General features: G+C 68.8%; 21 protein-coding genes. 20 read left to right on the forward strand and 1 reads right to left on the reverse strand.

Annotated elements, in window-relative coordinates:
- Window positions 1-10 precede the first annotated feature (10 nt).
- The 18 genes from rplF to truA all read left to right on the forward strand — a co-directional run bounded on the left by rplF (window position 11) and on the right by truA (window position 11,389).
- Entirely contained in the window at window positions 11-550 is a 540-nt protein-coding gene (gene rplF / locus OWR29_RS07430) for a 50S ribosomal protein L6 (protein WP_267561760.1), read from the forward strand.
- Window positions 547-942 carry a 50S ribosomal protein L18 gene (gene rplR, locus OWR29_RS07435; protein ID WP_438872556.1) on the forward strand — a complete coding sequence of 132 codons (396 nt, stop codon included), beginning with the start codon at window positions 547-549 and terminating at the stop codon, window positions 940-942. The genes rplF and rplR overlap by 4 nt, the downstream gene beginning before the upstream one ends.
- 13 nt (window positions 943-955) lie before the next feature.
- Window positions 956-1,579: a 30S ribosomal protein S5 gene (rpsE, locus tag OWR29_RS07440; RefSeq protein WP_267561761.1), complete on the forward strand. Its 624-nt coding sequence runs from the start codon at window positions 956-958 to the stop codon at window positions 1,577-1,579.
- Window positions 1,579-1,761 (forward strand): 50S ribosomal protein L30, encoded by a 183-nt coding sequence (gene rpmD / locus OWR29_RS07445; protein WP_267561762.1) that lies wholly within the window; start codon window positions 1,579-1,581, stop codon window positions 1,759-1,761. Before rpsE ends, rpmD begins: the two co-directional genes overlap by 1 nt.
- Window positions 1,761-2,210: a 50S ribosomal protein L15 gene (rplO, locus tag OWR29_RS07450; RefSeq protein ID WP_267561763.1), complete on the forward strand. Its 450-nt coding sequence runs from the start codon at window positions 1,761-1,763 to the stop codon at window positions 2,208-2,210. Before rpmD ends, rplO begins: the two co-directional genes overlap by 1 nt.
- Window positions 2,211-2,452: 242 nt before the next feature.
- Window positions 2,453-3,796 carry a preprotein translocase subunit SecY gene (gene secY / locus OWR29_RS07455; RefSeq protein ID WP_267561764.1) on the forward strand — a complete coding sequence of 448 codons (1,344 nt, stop codon included), beginning with the start codon at window positions 2,453-2,455 and terminating at the stop codon, window positions 3,794-3,796.
- A gap of 65 nt (window positions 3,797-3,861) precedes the next feature.
- On the forward strand, window positions 3,862-4,515 hold the full coding sequence (locus tag OWR29_RS07460) for an adenylate kinase (protein WP_093618747.1): 654 nt from the start codon (window positions 3,862-3,864) through the stop codon (window positions 4,513-4,515).
- 1 nt (window position 4,516) lies between these two features.
- Complete coding sequence (gene map / locus OWR29_RS07465; RefSeq protein ID WP_267561766.1) at window positions 4,517-5,350, forward strand: type I methionyl aminopeptidase; 834 nt, start codon at window positions 4,517-4,519, stop codon at window positions 5,348-5,350.
- A 26-nt stretch (window positions 5,351-5,376) separates the two neighbouring features.
- Window positions 5,377-5,817: a DUF1707 SHOCT-like domain-containing protein gene (locus OWR29_RS07470; RefSeq protein ID WP_267561767.1), complete on the forward strand. Its 441-nt coding sequence runs from the start codon at window positions 5,377-5,379 to the stop codon at window positions 5,815-5,817.
- 52 nt (window positions 5,818-5,869) lie between these two features.
- Complete coding sequence (locus OWR29_RS07475) at window positions 5,870-6,472, forward strand: DUF1707 SHOCT-like domain-containing protein (RefSeq protein ID WP_438872562.1); 603 nt, start codon at window positions 5,870-5,872, stop codon at window positions 6,470-6,472.
- A 235-nt stretch (window positions 6,473-6,707) separates the two neighbouring features.
- Window positions 6,708-6,929 carry a translation initiation factor IF-1 gene (gene infA / locus OWR29_RS07480; RefSeq protein ID WP_007073013.1) on the forward strand — a complete coding sequence of 74 codons (222 nt, stop codon included), beginning with the start codon at window positions 6,708-6,710 and terminating at the stop codon, window positions 6,927-6,929.
- A 48-nt stretch (window positions 6,930-6,977) separates the two neighbouring features.
- Window positions 6,978-7,094 carry a 50S ribosomal protein L36 gene (gene rpmJ, locus OWR29_RS07485; RefSeq protein WP_015619018.1) on the forward strand — a complete coding sequence of 39 codons (117 nt, stop codon included), beginning with the start codon at window positions 6,978-6,980 and terminating at the stop codon, window positions 7,092-7,094.
- A 154-nt stretch (window positions 7,095-7,248) separates the two neighbouring features.
- The gene (rpsM, locus tag OWR29_RS07490) at window positions 7,249-7,629 is read left to right on the forward strand and encodes a 30S ribosomal protein S13 (RefSeq protein WP_097322757.1); all 381 of its coding nucleotides are present in this window, start codon (window positions 7,249-7,251) and stop codon (window positions 7,627-7,629) included.
- Between the two features lie 17 nt (window positions 7,630-7,646).
- Window positions 7,647-8,054, forward strand: coding sequence for a 30S ribosomal protein S11 (gene rpsK, locus OWR29_RS07495; RefSeq protein ID WP_014440747.1), 408 nt, complete (start codon window positions 7,647-7,649; stop codon window positions 8,052-8,054).
- Window positions 8,055-8,071: 17 nt separating this feature from the next.
- Window positions 8,072-8,698, forward strand: coding sequence for a 30S ribosomal protein S4 (rpsD, locus tag OWR29_RS07500; protein ID WP_127499773.1), 627 nt, complete (start codon window positions 8,072-8,074; stop codon window positions 8,696-8,698).
- Window positions 8,699-8,788: 90 nt separating this feature from the next.
- Window positions 8,789-9,811: a DNA-directed RNA polymerase subunit alpha gene (locus OWR29_RS07505; protein ID WP_127499772.1), complete on the forward strand. Its 1,023-nt coding sequence runs from the start codon at window positions 8,789-8,791 to the stop codon at window positions 9,809-9,811.
- 33 nt (window positions 9,812-9,844) lie between these two features.
- On the forward strand, window positions 9,845-10,438 hold the full coding sequence (gene rplQ / locus OWR29_RS07510; protein ID WP_267561770.1) for a 50S ribosomal protein L17: 594 nt from the start codon (window positions 9,845-9,847) through the stop codon (window positions 10,436-10,438).
- A 138-nt stretch (window positions 10,439-10,576) separates the two neighbouring features.
- The gene (truA, locus tag OWR29_RS07515; protein WP_267561771.1) at window positions 10,577-11,389 is read left to right on the forward strand and encodes a tRNA pseudouridine(38-40) synthase TruA; all 813 of its coding nucleotides are present in this window, start codon (window positions 10,577-10,579) and stop codon (window positions 11,387-11,389) included.
- A 10-nt stretch (window positions 11,390-11,399) separates the two neighbouring features.
- On the opposite strand, the gene OWR29_RS07520 is transcribed toward truA, so the two are convergent.
- On the reverse strand, window positions 11,400-12,233 hold the full coding sequence (locus tag OWR29_RS07520; RefSeq protein ID WP_267561772.1) for a hypothetical protein: 834 nt from the start codon (window positions 12,231-12,233) through the stop codon (window positions 11,400-11,402).
- Window positions 12,234-12,329: 96 nt separating this feature from the next.
- Between OWR29_RS07520 and OWR29_RS07525 the strand changes: the two genes are divergently transcribed.
- Together OWR29_RS07525 and OWR29_RS07530 are read left to right on the forward strand one after the other, a co-directional pair.
- Window positions 12,330-12,944: a class I SAM-dependent methyltransferase gene (locus OWR29_RS07525; protein WP_267561773.1), complete on the forward strand. Its 615-nt coding sequence runs from the start codon at window positions 12,330-12,332 to the stop codon at window positions 12,942-12,944.
- A gap of 33 nt (window positions 12,945-12,977) precedes the next feature.
- Window positions 12,978-14,624, forward strand: a complete 1,647-nt coding sequence (locus tag OWR29_RS07530) for an ABC-F family ATP-binding cassette domain-containing protein (RefSeq protein WP_267561774.1) — start codon at window positions 12,978-12,980, stop codon at window positions 14,622-14,624.
- Window positions 14,625-14,638: the final 14 nt, after the last annotated feature.

Below are 14,638 nucleotides of genomic sequence, written 5' to 3' on the forward strand. Positions count from 1 at the left end.
CTGAGAAACCATGTCGCGAATCGGACGTAAGTCGATCCCGGTCCCGGCCGGCGTCGATGTCACCATCACGGGCCAGACCGTCAAGGTCAAGGGCCCCAAGGGCGAGCTCTCGCACACCGTCTCCGACCCGATCACGGTCGAGCAGGAGGGTGGCGAGCTGCACGTCAACCGCCCCAATGACGAGCGCAAGGCCAAGGAGCTCCACGGCCTCTCCCGTACCCTGGTCGCCAACATGATCGTCGGCGTCACCGAGGGCTACAAGAAGACGCTGGAGATCAACGGCACCGGTTACCGGGTCACGGCCAAGGGCAAGGACCTCGAGTTCGCCCTCGGCTTCTCGCACCCGGTGAACGTCACGCCGCCGGCCGGCATCACGTTCTCTGTGGAGCGCCCGACCCAGTTCACGGTCGCGGGCATCGACAAGCAGCTCGTGGGCGAGGTAGCCGCCAACATCCGGAAGATCCGCCCGCCGGAGCCCTACAAGGGCAAGGGCGTCAAGTACCAGGGCGAGGTCATCCGCCGTAAGGCCGGAAAGGCAGGTAAGAAGTGACCGCCACGCTGCTCAAGCGTCGCAACGGCGCCGGTGTCTCGGCCAAGCGGGCCGTCGGAAAGGCGCGTCGGCACTTCCGAGTCCGCCGGAACGTCTTCGGCACCGCCACCCGGCCCCGCCTGGTCGTCAGCCGTTCCTCGCGGCACATCACCGCGCAGATCATCGACGACCTCAAGGGCCACACGCTGGCCTCGGCGTCCACGCTCGACGCCTCCCTGCGGGGTGGCGAGGGTGACAAGAGCGCCCAGGCCGGCAAGGTCGGCGCTCTGCTCGCCGAGCGGGCCAAGGCCGCTGGCGTGTCCAAGGTCGTCTTCGACCGCGGTGGCAACAAGTACGCGGGGCGGATCGCCGCCCTGGCGACTGCCGCTCGCGAAGCCGGACTCGAGTTCTAGGAGGAATTGACCAATGCCTGGTCAGCAGCGCCGAGGCGGCGGGTCCGGCGGTAACACCGAGGGTGGCAACCGCCGGGACAACCGCCGTGAGGGCGGCCGCGGCAACGCGCCCGTCGACAAGACCCCGCATCTCGAGCGGGTCGTCGCGATCAACCGCGTCGCCAAGGTCGTGAAGGGTGGTCGTCGCTTCAGCTTCACCGCCCTGGTGATCGTGGGCGACGGCGACGGCACGGTCGGCATCGGCTACGGAAAGGCCAAGGAGGTGCCCGCGGCCATCGCCAAGGGCGTCGAGGAGGCCAAGAAGCACTTCTTCAAGGTGCCGCGGATCGGTGCGACCATCCCGCACCCGATCACCGGCGAGGCCGCGGCTGGTGTCGTGCTCCTCAAGCCGGCGTCCGCCGGTACCGGCGTCATCGCCGGTGGCCCGGTGCGTGCCGTGCTCGAGTGCGCGGGCATCCACGACGTGCTCTCGAAGAGCCTCGGCTCGTCGAACCCGATCAACATCGTGCACGCGACCGTCGCGGCCCTCAAGGGCCTCGAGTCGCCGGAGGCCGTCGCGGCTCGCCGTGGCCTTCCGGTCGAGGACGTCGCCCCGGCCGCCATGCTCGCGGCGCGTGCGGAAGCGGCGGTGCACTGATGGCACGCTTGAAGGTCACCCAGATCCGGTCCGAGATCGGCCGTAAGCAGAACCAGCGGGACTCCCTGCGGTCGCTCGGCCTGAAGCGGATCAACGATGTGGTGGTCAAGGAGGACCGCCCCGAGATTCGGGGCATGATCTTCGCCGTGAGCCACCTCGTAGATGTTGAGGAGGTCGAGTAATGGCGATCAAGGTCCACCACCTGCGCCCGGCGCCCGGCGCCAAGACCCCCAAGACCCGCGTGGGTCGTGGTGAGGGTTCCAAGGGCAAGACCGCCGGTCGCGGCACCAAGGGCACCGGCGCCCGCAAGAACACCCCGGCGGCGTTCGAGGGTGGGCAGATGCCCATCCACATGCGCCTGCCGAAGCTGAAGGGGCTCAAGAACCGGCCCCGCAACAAGGTCGTCTTCCAGGTCGTGAACCTGGACCGCCTCGCCGAGCTGTTCCCGAACGGCGGCGAGGTCGGACCGGACGAGCTGCACGAGGCCGGCGCGGTTCGCAAGAACCAGCCGGTCAAGGTCCTCGGCTCGGGCGAGCTGGGCGGTGTCGCGCTGACCATCAAGGCGCACGCGTTCAGCGAGTCGGCCAAGGAGAAGATCGCCGCAGCCGGTGGTTCCACCACCGAGCTGTGAGGCTCCTGGGGATGCCTGCCCGGGCGGTGCGAACGCGTCGCTCGGGCAGTCATCCCCATTGTGGCGTCTGACCTGGCCTTTTATGAACGGGCCAGATGCCTACGCGCGGTGCAGGCTACCGTGACACACCGCGCTCCAATAAGACTGTTAGAGTCCGTTCCCAGCTAGGGATATCGGTCGTCCGGACCGATGCCTTCCCCCACCCGCCGATTGCGGCGGTAACCTCGCGCAGGAGGAAGAAGTTGCTCTCCGCCTTTACCAGTGCGTTCCGGACGCCTGACCTGCGCAAGAAGCTGCTGTTCACGGTCTTCATCATTGCGCTGTACCGGATCGGGGCCACTCTGCCCAGTCCTGGTGTGTCCTACACCAACGTGCGGCGCTGCCTCGACATCGTGAACTCCTCCGACAGCGGTAGCGTCCTCAACCTGCTGAACTTGTTCTCAGGTGGCGCGCTGCTCCAGCTGTCGGTGTTCGCGCTGGGCATCATGCCGTACATCACGGCCTCCATCATCTTGCAGCTGCTGACCGTGGTGATTCCCCGCCTCGAGCAGCTCCGCAAGGAGGGCCAGTCCGGCCAGGCGAAGATCACGCAGTACACGCGCTACCTCACCCTGGGCCTCGCGGTCCTGCAGTCCTCGGCGTTCGTCGCCCTGGCGCGGACCGGGCAGCTGTTCGGCAACGCCTGTGACCAGAGCGACCCGACGCTGCAAATTATCCCCGAGAACACCGGCCTGCCGCTCTGGCTCACGCTGTCGGTCCTGGTCCTCACCATGACCGCCGGCACCGGCATGGTCATGTGGCTGGGCGAGCTGATCACCGACCGCGGCGTCGGCAACGGCATGTCCGTCCTGATCTTCACCTCGATCGCCGCCCGCCTGCCCGGCGAGGGCTGGTCGATCAAGGAGTCCAGCGGCGTCGGCAAGTTCATCCTGGTGATCGTGCTGGTCCTGGTCATCATCGGCCTGGTGGTCTTCATCGAGCAGGCGCAGCGGCGGATCCCCGTGCAGTACGCCAAGCGCATGATCGGCCGGCGGATGTACGGCGGCACGTCCACCTACATCCCGCTGAAGGTCAACCAGGCGGGTGTCGTCCCGGTCATCTTCGCGTCGTCGTTGCTCTACCTGCCGCAGCTGTACCTGCAGTTCTTCGACCCGAACAACCTCAAGGGCTACCAGGTCTGGATCCAGAAGTGGCTGGCCGACCCCACGAGCGAGCTGTACATCGGGGTCTACTTCCTGCTGATCATCTTCTTCACGTACTTCTACGTCTCGATCACGTTCAACCCGACCGAGGTCGCGGACAACATGAAGAAGTACGGTGGTTTCGTGCCGGGCATCCGCCCGGGCAAGCCGACCGCCGACTATCTGGACTTCATCCTCAGCCGGATCACCTTGCCCGGCGCGCTGTACCTTGGTCTGATCTCGGTACTGCCGAACTTCTTCTTCATCTGGCTCGACCAGCAGCAGTACCAGAACTTCCCGTTCGGCGGTACGGCAGTGCTGATCATGGTGGGTGTGGGTCTGGAGACGGTGAAGCAGATCGAGAGCCAGCTGATGCAGCGCAACTACGAAGGGTTCCTCCGGTAGTGGCGCCGCGGAGCCGGGGGGCTCTTGCGTCGAGGATCTCTACTCACCTAAGCGAGGCGATGTAGGTGCGGCTGGTGCTGGTGGGCCCTCCGGGGGCCGGCAAGGGGACCCAGGCTGAGTTCATCGCCGCCCATCTCGCCGTACCGAAGATCTCGACGGGCGACATCTTCCGGGCCAACGTGTCCCAGGGGACGCCGCTCGGTGTCGAGGCGAAGCGCTACATGGACGCGGGCCAGCTGGTCCCGGACGAGGTGACCATCAACATGGTCCGCGACCGGCTGGCCGAGCCGGATGCCGGCGACGGCTTCCTGCTCGACGGGTTCCCGCGCACGGTGCCGCAGGCTTCGGCCCTGGACAAGCTGCTGGCCGACCTGGGCACCGCGCTCGACCTGGTGATGGAGCTCGTGGTCGACGACGACGAGGTCATCCGGCGGCTGTCCGGCCGGCGCACCTGCCGGGGCTGCGGCAAGATCTGGCACGTCGAGTTCGACCCGACCAGTAAAGAGAACATCTGTGACCGTTGTGGGTCGGAGCTGTTCCAGCGCGACGACGACAAGGCCGAGACGATCGCCAACCGTCTGGTCGAGTACGCCGACAAGACAGCGCCGCTGGTCGACTTCTACGGCGCCCAGGGCAAGCTGGTGGGGATCGACGCGACCGGCCCGGTCGAGGACGTCACGGTGCGCGCCATCGACGCCCTGCGGTCCTACGGGGGCTGACGTGCGCCGCCCCCAACTGGACATTCAGCTGAAGACCCCGGACCAGATCGAGAAGATGCGCGGCGCCGGCCTGGTCGTCGCCGCCGCGCTGCAGGCCATGCGCGAGGTCGTGGCCCCCGGCGTCTCGACCGCCGACCTCGACGCGATCGCCGAGAAGGTGATCCGCGACGCCGGGGCGATCCCGTCGTTCAAGGGCTACCACGGCTTCCCGGCCTCGATCTGCGCCTCGGTCAACGAGCAGGTCGTGCACGGCATCCCCAGCGCCGAGCAGGTGCTGCGCGAGGGCGACCTGATCTCGATCGACTGCGGCGCCATCCTGGACGGCTGGCACGGCGACTCGGCGATCACCGTCGGCGTCGGCGAGACCGATCCCGCGCTGCTCAAGATGGCCGAGGTCGCCGAGGAGGCGATGTGGGCCGGCATCGCGGCCGCCGCCCGCGGCTCGGCCAACGGCCGGGGCAAGCTGACCGACATCTCGTTCAACGTCGAGAAGACGGTCCGCAAGGCCGGCCGCTACGGCATCGTCGACGGCTACGGCGGGCACGGCATCGGCACCGAGATGCACCAGGACCCGCACGTGCTCAACCACGGCAAGCCCGGCAAGGGCCCGCGCCTGGTGCCCGGGCTGTGCCTGGCCATCGAGCCGATGATCACGCTGGGCTCGCCGCGGACGGCCGAGCTCTCGGACGGCTGGACGGTCGTCACCCGCGACAACTCGATCGCCGCCCACGTCGAGCACACGATGTGCCTGCTCGAGGACGGCGTCTGGGTCACCACCGCGGTCGACGGCGGCCGGGCCCGGCTCGGCGATCTGGTCACCGCCCGCCAGTCCTGACCTACCGGTCGGTGATTCTCTCGGGCATGCTGGGACGCATGGGTCGTGAGGACATGCGTGCCGGTGACGGGGACCGCAAGGCAGTCGCGGAACAGCTCAAGACGGCGCTCGACGAGGGCCGTCTCGACCTGCACGAGTACGACGAGCGCCTGCAGCGGGCGTACGGGGCCAAGACCTTCCGCGACCTCGACGGGCTGCTCGACGACCTGCCCGGCACGGTCCCGGTGCAGCATTCCCAGATCCAGCCGGCCGCCCAGCCCCAGCCGCCCGCCGCGGCCGGTGGCACGGACAAGGGCAACGACGCCCAGTGGCTCGGGGGCTATGCGGGCGTGGTGGCCGTCTGCGTGCTGATCTGGGGGATCACCAGCATCGCGTCGGGCGAGCTGCTGTACTTCTGGCCGGTCTGGACGCTGATCCCGCTGATCCTCGGGTTCTTCGGCCGCCGTTTCGGCGGCCGGGGGCGCTGACCGGGCATGCTGGATCGGGGGTGCCACCATGGCTGATGTGAGCCGGGAGCAGATGCGGGCGGCCGACGACGACCGCAAGCAGGTCGCCGACCAGTTGCGCCTCGCCCTCGAGGAGGGCCGCCTCGACCTCGCCGAGTACGACGAGCGCCTGCAGGGGGCGTACGCGGCCAAGACGTACGCCGAACTCGACCGCCTGCTGACCGACCTGCCCAACGCCGCCCCGCTCGTGCCGGCCCAGCCGGCCGAGGTCGCCGTTCAGGTGCCGGACGACGGCGTGCGCCAGGCCTGGCTCGCTCACGTGTGGGGCTCGTGGGCCAAGGCGGCGGCGTTCTTCACGCTGATCTGGGGCATCTCGTCGCTGGCGAGCAATGAGGCCGTCTTCTACTGGCCGGCCTGGGTGATCGGGCCGTGGGGTGTGGTCCTTCTCGTCCGCACCGTCGCGGGCCTGGCCTCGGGCGAGCCGCGCAAGCACGCCGAAGAGGCGGAGCACCGGCGCCGGCTGCGGGAGCACAAGCGCGACCGCAAGGCGCTCTACGCCCAGGCCATCGCGGCCGGGGAGCTGCCCGAGAACCCGAGCAAGGAGCAGCGCAAGGCGTTCATCGCCGAGGCGGTGGCGCGAGGCGACCTGCCACCGAAGCCAAGACGGGGTCAATAACGCTGTTTGTCCGGATTTCCGGGCAGCGACACACCCGACCCCGGGTAACGGCGACCTCGGTTTGGTGTCGCCGCTGCGGCGCGCGTACACTGGCTAGCTGGCGCGCAGCGTCCACTCCGGCATGTCCTCAGCGCTTCGAGGACGGGCAGGAGCCGCGGCTGGTCCGGGTCGGTCATCGACTCGGGTAAGACGTTGTGCGGCAAGCCCCGAACCCCAGTGTCAGGTAGCGGAGGACATGCCTAAGAAAGACGGAGCCATCGAGATCGAGGGCCGTGTGATCGAGCCCCTGCCGAACGCCATGTTCCGCGTTGAGCTCGCCAATGGTCACAAGGTTCTTGCACACATCTCAGGCAAGATGCGGCAGCACTACATCCGCATCCTTCCCGAGGACAGAGTCGTCGTCGAGCTCTCGCCGTACGACCTCACCCGTGGGCGAATCGTCTACCGCTACAAGTGACTGGGCGCGGGGACCTCGTTCCCGTCCCGCTGAGAGTTAAGGCAAACCGTGAAGGTCAAGCCGAGCGTCAAGCGGATCTGCAACAACTGCCGGGTCATCCGGCGGCACGGCCGCGTCATGGTCATCTGCAAGACCGACGCGCGCCACAAGCAGCGCCAGGGCTGAGTCCCCGGTACAGCTGCCAGATCCGGCATCACGAACAAGCTCGTCCCGGCCACGTCCAGTGGCCACACCCCCGGCGCGGAGGCCGGGGCCCGTCCGGGCAGACGGGGTGGGACTGGCACAGACCTCCGAATGATTCTGAGGAGCATGCCCGCATATGGCACGTCTCGTCGGCGTCGATCTGCCCCGCGAAAAGCGGATGGAGATCGCGCTCACCTACATCTACGGGATCGGTCGCACCCGCGCTGTCGAAGCGCTGACCGCCACCGCGATCGACCTGAACAAGCGCGCCAAGGACCTCACGGACGAGGAGCTGGTCCAGCTCCGCGACTACATCGAGGGCAATTTCAAGGTTGAGGGCGACCTGCGCCGCGAGGTCGCCGCGGACATCCGCCGCAAGGTCGAGATCGGCTCTTACGCCGGCATCCGCCACCGCCGGGGCCTCCCCGTGCGGGGCCAGCGCACCCGGACCAACGCGCGTACGCGCAAGGGTCCGAAGCGCACGGTTGCAGGTAAGAAGAAGCCGGGTCGGAAGTAATAGGAGCGCACTGACTTATGCCACCGAAGGCACGCGCTGGGGCCGCCGTCAAGAAGGTCCGGCGCAAGGAACGCAAGAACGTCGCCCACGGGCAGGCGCACATCAAGAGCACCTTCAACAACACCATCGTGTCGATCACCGACCCGACCGGTGCGGTCATCTCCTGGGCCTCCTCGGGCCAGGTGGGCTTCAAGGGCTCCCGCAAGTCGACCCCGTTCGCCGCGCAGCTGGCCGCCGAGGCCGCCGCTCGCCGGGCCATGGAGCACGGCATGCGCAAGGTCGACGTTTTCGTCAAGGGTCCCGGCTCCGGCCGCGAGACCGCGATCCGTTCGCTGCAGGCCGCCGGCCTCGAGGTCGGGCAGATCAGTGACGTCACGCCGCAGCCGCACAACGGATGCCGTCCGCCGAAGCGCCGCCGGGTCTAAGGGAGAGATCGAGAAGCATGGCTCGTTACACAGGTGCGGACTGCAAGCGCTGCCGCCGCGAAAAGATGAAGCTGTTCCTCAAGGGCAGCAAGTGCGACGGGCCCAAGTGCCCGTTCGAGTCGCGTCCCTTCCCGCCCGGCCAGCACGGCCGTGGCCGGACCAAGGAGACCGAGTACCTGCTCCAGCACCGCGAGAAGCAGAAGGCCCGCCGCGTCTACGGCGTGCTCGAGAAGCAGTTCCGCGGTTACTACGAGGAGGCTGTCACCAAGCCCGGCAAGACCGGTGAGGTGCTGCTGCAGATCCTCGAGTCGCGTCTCGACAACGTCGTCTACCGGGCCGGCCTCGCGCAGTCCCGGGACATGGCCCGGCAGCTGGTCAAGCACGGCCACTTCCTGGTCAACGGCGTCAAGGTCGACATCCCGTCGTACCGCGTCAAGGAGCACGACATCGTGACCACGCGGGAGAAGTCGAAGGAGATGACTCCCTTCGTCGTCGCCCAGGCCCAGGCCGGTCAGCGGCCCGTGCCGGCGTGGCTCGAGCCCATCCCGAGCGAGATGAAGGTTCTCGTTCACTCGCTCCCGGCCCGGGCTGTCATCGACACCCAGGTCCAGGAGCAGCTGATCGTCGAGCTCTACTCCAAGTAGTGCTCCCGCCGGGGGCGCCGACCGTGGCGCCCCCGGTGCATCAATGGATGGCCATCAAATAGCGGATGGCCTGACAGAAAGAAGAACAGCGTGCTCATCAGCCAGCGGCCGTCCCTCTCCGAAGAGTCGATCAGCGAGACCCGCTCCCGGTTCACCATCGAGCCTCTGGAGCCCGGCTTCGGTTACACCCTCGGCAACTCGCTGCGGCGGACCCTGCTGTCGTCCATCCCGGGCGCGGCGGTCACCAGCATCAAGATCGACGGCGTCCTGCACGAGTTCACCACGATCCCCGGTGTCAAGGAGGACGTGGTCGAGCTGGTCATGAACGTCAAGGAGCTGACCGTCAGCTCCGAGCACGACGAGCCGGTCAGCATGTACCTGCGCAAGCAGGGCCCGGGCGACGTCACCGCCGGTGACATCCAGCCCCCGGCCGGCGTGTCAGTGCACAACCCCGACCTCAAGCTGGCCACGCTCAACAGCAAGGGCCGGCTCGACATGGAGCTCACCGTCGAGCGGGGCCGTGGCTACGTCACGGCGGCGCAGAACAAGAGCGCCGGCGCCGAGATCGGCCGCATCCCGGTCGACTCGATCTACTCGCCGGTCATGAAGGTGACCTACCGCGTCGAGGCGACCCGTGTCGAGCAGCGCACCGACTTCGACCGTCTGATCATCGACGTCGAGTCCAAGGCTTCCATCTCGCCGCGCACCGCGCTGGCCTCGGCCGGCTCCACGCTGGTCGAGCTGTTCGGCCTCTGCCGCGAGCTGGACGAGACCGCCGAGGGCATCGACATCGGCCCGTCGCCGCAGGACGCGCAGCTCGCTGCCGACCTGGCGCTGCCGATCGAGGAGCTGGACCTGACCGTCCGGTCGTACAACTGTCTCAAGCGTGAGGGCATCAACAGCGTTGGTGAACTCATCGGGCGGACGGAGGCCGACCTTCTGGATATAAGGAATTTCGGTCAGAAGAGCATCGACGAGGTCAAGATGAAGCTCGCCGGAATGGGGCTGGGCCTCAAGGACAGCGCGCCGTCCTTCGACCCCGCGCACGTCGTGGACTCGTTCGGCGACGTGGACTACGACACCGACGACTACCGCGAGACCGAGCAGCTCTAAGAGCCCGGCCGCCATTCACAAGGAGCATTTGGAATGCCCACGCCCACCAAGGGAGCCCGCCTCGGCGGCAGCCCGGCGCACGAGAAGCTCATCCTGGCCAACCTGGCCACCGAGCTTTTCCGGCACGGGAAGATCAAGACCACCGAGGCCAAGGCGCGCCGGCTGCGCCCCCTGGCTGAGCAGCTCATCACCAAGGCCAAGCGCGGCGACCTGCACAACCGTCGCCGGGTGCTGGCCACGGTGAAGGACAAGGACGTCGTGTACGCCCTGTTCGAGCAGATCGCTCCGCGTTACGGCAACCGGCCGGGTGGCTACACCCGCATCACCAAGACCGGCCCGCGTAAGGGTGACGCCGCTCCCATGGCCGTCATCGAGCTGGTCGAGGAGCTGCAGGTCGCTACTACTGCTCCTGCCAAGAAGGCCGCTCGGAAGGCGACCGCTCAGCAGGACAAGGTTGAGGCTCTGGCCCGCGAGGACGAGGCTCCGGCTTCGACCTCCACCTCGACCGCTGTCGGTACCGAGGCCACGACGGACCAGGACGCCGAGCCGCCGGTGAGCGCTTCCGGCGACAAGGGCGCCGAAGGCCCGGGCGACAAGGCCGAAGGCGAAGACGAGCCGAAGGCCTAAGCAAGTCGGTTCTTTTGAGGGCCCGGCACCCCGTGTGGGTGTCGGGCTCTTTTCTTGTACGAGTTCTGGTGCGCATGAATACGTCGGAGTGTTCCCCGGCGCCGTTGGTGGTTCGGGCCGTGGAGGGGTGTTGCGCTTATGAGATCCATCCGCTTGCGGCTGGACGTTTCTTATGACGGCACCGATTTTTCGGGGTGGGCGATCCAGCCTGGTCGGCGAACTGTGGCCGGTGTGCTCATTGAGGCCCTCGGACGGCTCGTCGGAGCTGAGACCCCGCTGGGGCTGACGGTCGCGGGACGTACGGACGCGGGGGTTCATGCCTCGGGGCAGGTGTGTCATGTGGACCTGCCGGAAACGGTGTGGGAGGAGCTTGAGTCGTCGTTGTTGCGGCGGCTGGCTGCGTTGATGCCGGGGGATGCTCGGGTCAAGGCAATTGTGCCGGTGCCGTCTTCGTTTGATGCTCGGTTCTCGGCTACCTATCGGCGGTATGAGTACCGGGTTGCCGACACTGTTTGGGGGCCGGAGCCGTTGCGCAGGCACGACACCATTGGGTGGGTGCGGCCGCTTGATGTGGAACGGCTGAATGGTGGGTCGTTCGGGCTGACCGGGGAGCACGACTACGCGGCCTACTGCAAGCGGAAAGAGCACGCGACGACCATTCGGGCCATCACGCGATTCGACTGGCGGCGCGATCCGGACGGCATTGTGGTGGCCACCGTGCAGGCCGACGCGTTCTGCCAGTCGATGGTGCGCAGCCTGGTCGGGGCGCTGCTGGCCGTAGGCGACGGGCGGCGCGACCCGGGCTGGCCGTCGAAGCTGCTCGCGCTGTCCGAGCGCTCCAGCTCAGTGACGGTGGCGCCGGCGCACGGGCTCACGCTGATCGCGGTCGGCTACCCGGACGAGAGCGACTACGCCGTACGGGCCGAAGCGACCCGCCGACTGCGGGCCTGATCAACCGCTCTCAAGAGGCGGCGAGCACGCCCGGCGGCTGCGGGGGAGCCGGGGCGCCCGCCACCGAACCGCCGAGGTGGGTGTCGACGAGTTCGGCCGTGATCCGGGCCGCGTACGGGTCGTCGGCGGGCACCAGATGCCCGTCGGGCCGGGTGATCACGCAGTACAGCAGGAAGTTCCCGCGGGTGCGCCAGCCGACCTGCGCCGTCGAGGCGTCGGCCGGGCCGGCCGGGACCGTGGTGAACCCGCCGTCCCCGGTCTCGACCAGGCCGCGCACCAGATCGTCGACCTCCGCCGCGGCGGACGCGTCGGCCAGCGTGAACACCCCGGCCGTGACCTGGTAATCCCCGTACGGCGCGGTCAGCCCGGCCCGCACGACCTCGCTGCACCCGTGCCCCAGCAGCACCGCGCCCAGCCGGCCGGTGGTGGCCGTGGCGCAGTCGGCGTCCAGGTGGCGCATCTCGATCCGGTAGGCCCCCGTGGCGCCGGCCGGTCGGATCTCGTCACCGGGAAAGACCTGCCCGAGGTCGGGTGTGGCCGGCGCGACCGGGGTCACCGACTGCTGCTGGTGCCGGTCCGAGGCCAGGATCAGGAAGCCGATGGTCAGCGCGAGCCCGAGCAGGATGACGCCCGCGATGCCCTGGGTGAGCCAGAGCACCGCGCGCTGCGGCTCGACACCGGTCCGGGCCGCCCGGCGCCGGGCCGGGGCCCGCCGGACGCGTGATGGGGGTGGCGCCGGCGGCGGCCGGTGCTGGCCACCCGATCCGATGCCGCGGACCAGGAGCACCAGGCCGCCGTCGGCGGTCGCGCGGTGGGCTGGACGAGGAGGGGTGCCGTACCGCATGGCGACCACGCTAGAAGCGCACGGTGATCTATGAACGCACAGATTGTGCGGCACCCCGCCGAACGCCCGCGCGTTTACCGGCGGCAAACTGGTGCGGTGACCGCCGACCATTACTTCAGCGCCGATCCCGCCGCGCCCGAGGAGCGCAGCGAGATCGCGTTCAGCGTGGCGGGCCGCGACTACCGGCTGACCGTCGCCAACGGCGTGTTCAGCGCGGGCCGGCTCGACCCGGGCACCGCGGTGCTGCTGCGCAAGGGCGACCTGCCCGACGCCGGGGCAACCGGCACATTCCTCGACCTCGGCTGCGGCTACGGGCCGATCGCCTGCGTGCTGGCCACCGAGTCGCCGCGGGCGGTCGTGCACGCGGTCGACGTGAACTCCCGGGCCCGCGAGCTCACCGTCCTGAACGCCGCGGCGCTGGGGCTGGCCGATCGCGTACGGGTGGCCGCGCCCGACGACGTGCCGGCCGGCGTCACGTTCGACCAGATCTGGAGCAACCCGCCGACCCACGTGGGCAAGGCCGAGCTGCGCGCGCTGATGGAACGCTGGCTGCCCCGGCTGGCCCCCGAGGGCGTGGCCTGGCTGGTGATCAACCGGCATCTGGGCGGTGACTCGCTTCACGCCTGGCTGGTCGAGGGCGGCTGGGAAGTCGAGCGTATGGCCAGCCAGCGGGGCTTCCGCGTGCTGCGGGTCGGCAGAAAAACCGACTGACGTAAAGCGGCGGCCCCAGGGATGATGGCGGCCATGGGTTACGTGGATGTCGCCGGAGCCGGTTTCGTGCTGCCCGACGGGCGGCGGCTCTTCGCCGACGTCGCGTTCCGGGTCGGCGAGGGGGCCAAGGTCGCGCTGGTCGGGCCGAACGGCGCGGGCAAGACGACGCTGCTGCGCATGGTGGCCGGCGACCTGGCGCTGCCCGAGGGCACGATCGCACGGTCCGGTGGGCTGGGCGTGATGCGCCAGTTCATCGGCATGATCGGCGACGACCGTACGCTGGAAGATCTGGCCTTGTCGCTAGTCAAGCCCGACCTGGGTGCCGCGGGCGAACGGCTGGCCAAGGCGGCGGCGGGGCTCGACGACACCGAGCGCAGCCAACTGGCGTACGCGAACGCTCTGGCCCATTGGGGCGAGGCCGGGGGCTACGACGCCGAAGTGCTCTTCGACACCGTGGCCGTCGCTATTCTCGGCAAGCCCTGGGACGAGGTGCGCCACCGTCCGGTTCGGACACTGTCGGGCGGGCAGCAGAAGCGGTTCGCGCTCGACCTGCTGCTGCGCGGGGACGACGAGGTGCTGCTGCTCGACGAGCCGGACAACTTCCTCGATGTACCGGGAAAGCGCTGGCTCGAGGCGCGGCTGCGCGAATCGGCGAAATCCGTGCTGTACGTCTCGCACGACCGGGAACTGCTGGCCCAAACGGCCGACCGCGTCGTGGCGGTCGAGGGTGGCACCGCGTGGACGCACCCGGGTGGTTTCGCGTCGTGGCACGAGGCGCGCCTGCACCGCCACGACCGGATGGAGGAGAACCGCCGGCGCTGGGACGAGGAGCATCAGAAACTCAAGGATCTGGTGCTGTCGCTCAAGCAGAAGGCGACCTTCAACGACGGCATGGCCTCGCGCTATCAGGCCGCGCAGACCCGGTTGCGCAAGTTCGAAGAGGCCGGGCCGCCGCCGACCCCGCCCAAGGAGCAGTCGCTGCGGATGAACCTGCGCGGCGGGCGCACGGCCAAGCGCGCGGTGATCTGCGAGCAGCTCGAGATGGAAGACCTGACGTTCCCGTTCGACCTGGAGATCTGGTACGGCGACCGGGTGGCCGTGCTGGGCGCCAACGGCACCGGCAAGTCGCACTTCCTGCGGCTGCTGGCGGCCGGCGGCAGCGACCCCGAGGCCGAGAACAAGCCGGTCGACGGCGCACCCCTGGCCCACGTCGCGCACCACGGTGTGGCCCGGCTCGGCGCGCGGGTGCGGCCGGGGCACTTCTCGCAGACGCATGACCGGCCCGAGCTGCTGGAACGTACGCTCGTCGAGATCCTGTGGCGGGGTGACGACCACCGCTCCGGAATGGACCGGGCGGGCGCGATGAAGGCCCTCAACCGGTACGAGCTGGCGGCCCAGGGCGACCAGCGGTTCGGCACGCTCTCGGGCGGGCAGCAGGCGCGCTTCCTGGTGCTGCTGCTCGAGCTGTCGGGGGCGACGGTGCTGCTGCTCGACGAGCCGACCGACAACCTCGACCTGGCCTCGGCCGAGGCGCTGGAGGAGGGCCTCGACAAGTTCGAGGGCACGGTGATCGCGGTCACCCACGACCGCTGGTTCACCCGTTCCTTCGACCGCTTCGTGCTGTTCCAGGGCGACGGCGAGGTCGTCGAGACGCCCGAACCAGTGTGGGACGTGCGCTAGTTTTTTGGCCTCGG

This window comes from Paractinoplanes pyxinae (assembly GCF_026626335.1).
GTDB classification, from domain to species: domain Bacteria; phylum Actinomycetota; class Actinomycetes; order Mycobacteriales; family Micromonosporaceae; genus Actinoplanes; species Actinoplanes pyxinae.